The organism is Kitasatospora sp. NPDC057542, from assembly GCF_042801945.1.
Lineage (GTDB): Bacteria > Actinomycetota > Actinomycetes > Streptomycetales > Streptomycetaceae > Kitasatospora.
Window position 1 is genome coordinate 1 of the sequence record NZ_JBHVFE010000612.1, and the last position, 4439, is coordinate 4439.

5 protein-coding genes are annotated in these 4439 nt (G+C 67.7%); 4 read left to right on the plus strand and 1 reads right to left on the minus strand.

The genetic code is table 11. The features are described from left to right. Positions 1–539: 539 nt before the first annotated feature. Positions 540–683, minus strand: coding sequence for a hypothetical protein (locus ACFU7Y_RS40745; protein WP_224284477.1), 144 nt, complete (start codon positions 681–683; stop codon positions 540–542). A gap of 263 nt (positions 684–946) precedes the next feature. Between ACFU7Y_RS40745 and ACFU7Y_RS40750 the strand changes: the two genes are divergently transcribed. The 4 genes from ACFU7Y_RS40750 to ACFU7Y_RS40765 all read left to right on the plus strand — a co-directional run bounded on the left by ACFU7Y_RS40750 (position 947) and on the right by ACFU7Y_RS40765 (position 4320). Next, entirely contained in the window at positions 947–1462 is a 516-nt protein-coding gene (locus tag ACFU7Y_RS40750; RefSeq protein ID WP_224284478.1) for a hypothetical protein, read from the plus strand. A 76-nt stretch (positions 1463–1538) separates the two neighbouring features. Beyond that, positions 1539–2069, plus strand: coding sequence for a hypothetical protein (locus tag ACFU7Y_RS40755; RefSeq protein ID WP_224284479.1), 531 nt, complete (start codon positions 1539–1541; stop codon positions 2067–2069). Positions 2070–2141: 72 nt separating this feature from the next. Next, entirely contained in the window at positions 2142–3674 is a 1533-nt protein-coding gene (locus tag ACFU7Y_RS40760; RefSeq protein WP_224284480.1) for an ISKra4 family transposase, read from the plus strand. Between the two features lie 112 nt (positions 3675–3786). Next, positions 3787–4320, plus strand: coding sequence for a CbrC family protein (locus tag ACFU7Y_RS40765; RefSeq protein ID WP_380771440.1), 534 nt, complete (start codon positions 3787–3789; stop codon positions 4318–4320). The last annotated feature ends 119 nt before the right edge of the window (positions 4321–4439 follow it).

The following is a 4439-nucleotide window of genomic DNA, read 5'->3' on the forward strand; positions in this document are numbered from 1 at the left end:
ATCGAACAGGCCCAACCACCCGCTTCCAGCAACTGTGCCAACCACCGGGTGGCGGGACTCGAACCCGTCACTCATGAAGATCACCAACAGCATCCAGAAGTTGAGCCAGAGCCCGGTTCGTGAAGTCAGTTGTTCACGGATCTGGGAGGCGCCTGCGGACCGGACGACTCGATGTTCACGAGGACGGGAGTCACCTGCCGGCGCCCGGCAACGGTGCGATGGTGGCTGCCACCTGCGCCCGTAGCCAGCGCTTTTGTCCTGTGTCCCGAGCGGGCGGTAGTCGGCATCGCGCCGGTCACCACCGAGGTACGCCCGTTCTCGTGAGTATCCGGCTCGGGTGCTGACTCCCGAACTGCTGTCGAAACGCTGCTCCGTGACGTGAACAGAGCCATCCGGCGACGGTGGAGGGTGAGCCTACGGTCTGTGGAAACGCAGCAGAAAGGGCCCTTCCGGTAGCGACCGGCGGGGCCCTTCTCATAGCTGGACAGCACTCCGTTCCAGTACGGGCGAAGATCAGCCCGCGCCGAAGCGTGGACGTATCACTCGGTGTCGGTGGCTACCGGGACCTCATCCTCTCGGATGATGAGGTGCTCCTCGCCTTCGATCTTGATTTCAGTGCCTGCGTACTTGCCAGACGGAGTCTTGTCCTTGGCGGACGCCGTCTCCTTGCTGTCCCCGGCCATGTCTCCTCCTTCCGGTCGACACGGTGTCGATCCGCACTGATCCTGCCATGACCAACCGTCACCGGGCCATCACTCCCGACAGATTGGACGAGCCCTATCGACGTCAACTAGTCGATGCCATAAGTGATCTGATATGTCATTAGGACTTCGAGAAGGGTGCGGCTCGTTTCGAGTGAAGCTTGCGATCAAGGGGTGATAGGCGCTTCTGTTGGATCGCCAGAAATTCCGGCCAGGGTGGCATGAGCTGCGGTTACTGTGCTGCCGTGATTCTGACTGACGCTGAGATAGATGACCTGCTCGCCTCCGCCGGGCTCCGACTCGTCGAACGAGTCCAGCGGGAGGTACGACTGCCCCCGCTACCGAAGTACGTGTCGCCTGCGAGCGCCGGGCCCGAGCACGGACGGTTCGACTCACACCCGGACGAGGTCGCCGACCTGGGTGCTTCGGACTTCGCCGACAAGGTCAACGCGGGCTGGCATCGAATGGCCGCGGAGTTCGGGCTCTTCGACGAGAAGCGCGAGTTTCTGCTCGCGCTCGGCCGCGCGCGCCTCGGGGACGATTCGGACGATGAGCCGTACGAGGTGTGGTTCCGTGTCCAACTACTCGACGAGTGGGACCTGGTGGGAAGTGAGGTGGACTTGCTGCGGAGTGGCTTCGCGACCCTCTTCACTGATCGTTTCGTCCCGGAGTTCACGGTGGCGTCCCTGGACGGGCAGATGATGATGAGTACCACGGTCTGGGGTGATGGCACGCTCAGCACCATCGTCATCCGCCCGTAGCCGGCGCCCCCGTGGGACAGCCACTCCCGTCCTGGTCGGACCGTCTCTACCGTTGTAGCGGGAGAGGAGCGGTGCGATGGGGTCGCTGTTCGAAGAGTTGGAAGCCCGCGAGGCGGCTGCCCGGACGCGGGTGGAGGCGCTGGAAGCCGAGCTCGCCGAGGTGTCCAGGCGGTTGAGTGTGGCCCGCGAGGGGTTGGAGCGTCTGCGAATTGCTCGGGAGACGGTCGCCGAGGTGCTCGCCGAGATACCGGCGGTCACGGCGGACGCGAGCGAGACGCGAGTCGAAGGTGTGTTGGTGTCGCCGTATGCGGGGGCCGAGCGGCAGGTGATCGGGGTGCTGACGGTGCCGAACTGGCAGCCCGGCATGGGGGTGGACGTGCTCCCGTCGCTCTACCGGGACATCGTGGAGGTGGTGGCCGATGCGCCGGGGCCGGTGCGCGCGAAGCAGATCGTGCCGAGGATCGGGCTGCCCGCCGAGACGGGGAAGATCGAAGGCACACGGGCGAAGCTGAAGCGCCTGGTGGAGCGGGGCTGGCTGGACGAGGACGCCCCTGGCCTGTTCACCCCGGCTCGCCGCCGGACAGGTGCCTCTCCCAACTCCCGCTGACAGCAGGGCTCTTCCGTCTCTACATTCGAAGGTGCGACCCGTATCGGATGCAGGACAGGAAGAGCCCTGGAGATGACACCGTACGACACTCATGACACCACTGACCCCTTTGCCCGCTCCCTGAGCGCCTTCGAGACGCTGATAGGCACCCTGTCGGGCGGCGACGCGAGCAGGTGGACCCACGCCGAACTGGAGGAACACCTCGACGCGGCCGGGCGGGACCTGCTCCGCCTGCTGCTTCAGGACCACCTGGACCTTCGCGCCCAGCGCGAGGAGAGGCAGGTCCGTGCCGGCGACGGCCCGGTCGTGGTCGGGCCGGACGCTCGCGTGCGGCCCTGGCGGGAACCGGGCCACCAGCGATGGCTGGCCACCGTGTTCGGGCTGGTCCGGGTCACCCGGGTCGCCCACCGTGGCCCCGGCGCCTGCAACGTTCACCCAGCAGACGCCGCTCTCTCCCTGCCGGCGGGCAGACACTCGAACGGCTTACGCCGACTCGCGGTCACCGAAGCCGTGCGCGGCTCGTTCGACCAGGCCCACCAAGCGGTCGAGCGTCGCTGCGGAAACGTGCTCGGCAAGCGGCGGCTGGAAGAACTCGTGGTCGCGGCGGCGGTGGATGTCGACGCCTTCTACCGAGCTCGGATACCGGTACCCTGCAGCCGGGAGATGCCGCTGGTGGTCCAGGTCGACGGCAAGGGCGTGGTCATGCGCCCGGAGGCACTGCGCGAGGCCACCCGTCGGGCCGTCGCGAAAGCGGCCGGCGGGCATCGCGGTCGGCTCGCGCCGGGCGAGAAGCCGAACCGCAAGCGGATGGCAACCGTGGCCTACGTCTTCGACATCCGCCCGACTCCCAGACGCCCGCACGACGTGATCCACCCGCCCGGCGGCCGAAGCGACGAACGCCCCTCCCGCCCGGGACCGAGGGCCGAGAACAAATGGTGCACCGCCTCGCTGGTCCGCTCGCCCGAACAGGTCATCGCCGACGCTTTCGACCAGGCCGAGGCCCGCGACCCGAAACACCTGCGGCCGTGGGTCGTCCTGGTCGACGGCGCCCGCCACCAGCTCGACCTGATCAAGGCCGAGACCGTCCGACGCGGCGTCACGGTTCACGTGCTGCTGGACTTCGTGCACGTCGCCGAGTACGTCTGGGCCGCCGCCCACGCCTTCCACAAACCGGGCACCACCAAGGCCGAGGCCTGGGCGGCCGACCACCTGACCGCGATCCTCGCAGGCCATGCCGCCCGCGCCGCCGACGAAATGACCGCCCAGGCCAACCGGGAACGACTACCCGCCGCCCGACGCGAGGCCATCGATGCCTGCCACCGCTACCTGACCGGCCACCTCGACCAACTCCACTACGACACCGCCCTGGCAGGCGGCTGGCCGATCGCCACCGGCGCAGTCGAAGGTGCCTGCCGCCACCTGATCGCGGACCGACTCGACATCACTGGCGCCCGCTGGGGGCTCGACGGAGCCGAAGCCGTTCTGCGACTCCGCACCCTGGTCGCCAACGGCGACCTCGACTCCTACTGGCGCTACCACGCCGCCAGCGAGCACCAGCGCCTCTACCCCACCCCCGACCAGCAGAGCTTCACTCTCACCGCTTGATCGCGGGCCCTCTTGCGGACAGACTGCCACCCATGAGGTCCACAGGCGCGCCCACCGACGCATCGACAACCCGCGTCGAGGCGGACCCCTCCTTGCAGGGGCAGGCTCAACAGTGAGCGCCAACCTGCCCTACTTCCGCTACCACCCCGACCCCGTCGCCAGCGGCTCCATCCGCGAGAGCGCCGAGACCTGCGCCTGCTGCGAGCGCGCCACCGGCTGGACTTACACCGCAACCTTCTATACGGCCCAGGACGTCACCGGACGGTTCTGTCCCTGGTGCATTGCCGACGGCAGCGCCGCCGAACGATTCGAAGGTGATTTCACCGACTCGTTCGGACTCGACGGCGTCGACGCGGAGACCCTGGAGCAGGTCACCCGTCGCACCCCCGGCTTCCACGCCTGGCAAGATCCGCACTGGCTCGTCCACTGCAACGACGCCGCCGCCTTCATCGGCGAGGTCGGATACACCGAACTCACCGCCCACCCCGAAGCACTCGACCAGCTTCGAGCAGACCTTCGACTGAACGGCTGGCACGACGCAACCCAGCTCGAGAACTTCCTGACCCACCTCGGTCACGGCGCGAGTGAGATGCTCTTCCGCTGCACCAGCTGTGGCACCCACCTCGCCTACGCCGACGCGTCATAGCCACGGCCCAGCCCAGCACGCCTTGACTCTGTTGCTCAATTCGGGCCGCGGGGTCGGTTGACTGCGGCATGATCGCTCCTGCGGTCGTCTCGTGGGCAGGTGGTCGCGGGGGTGGTGCG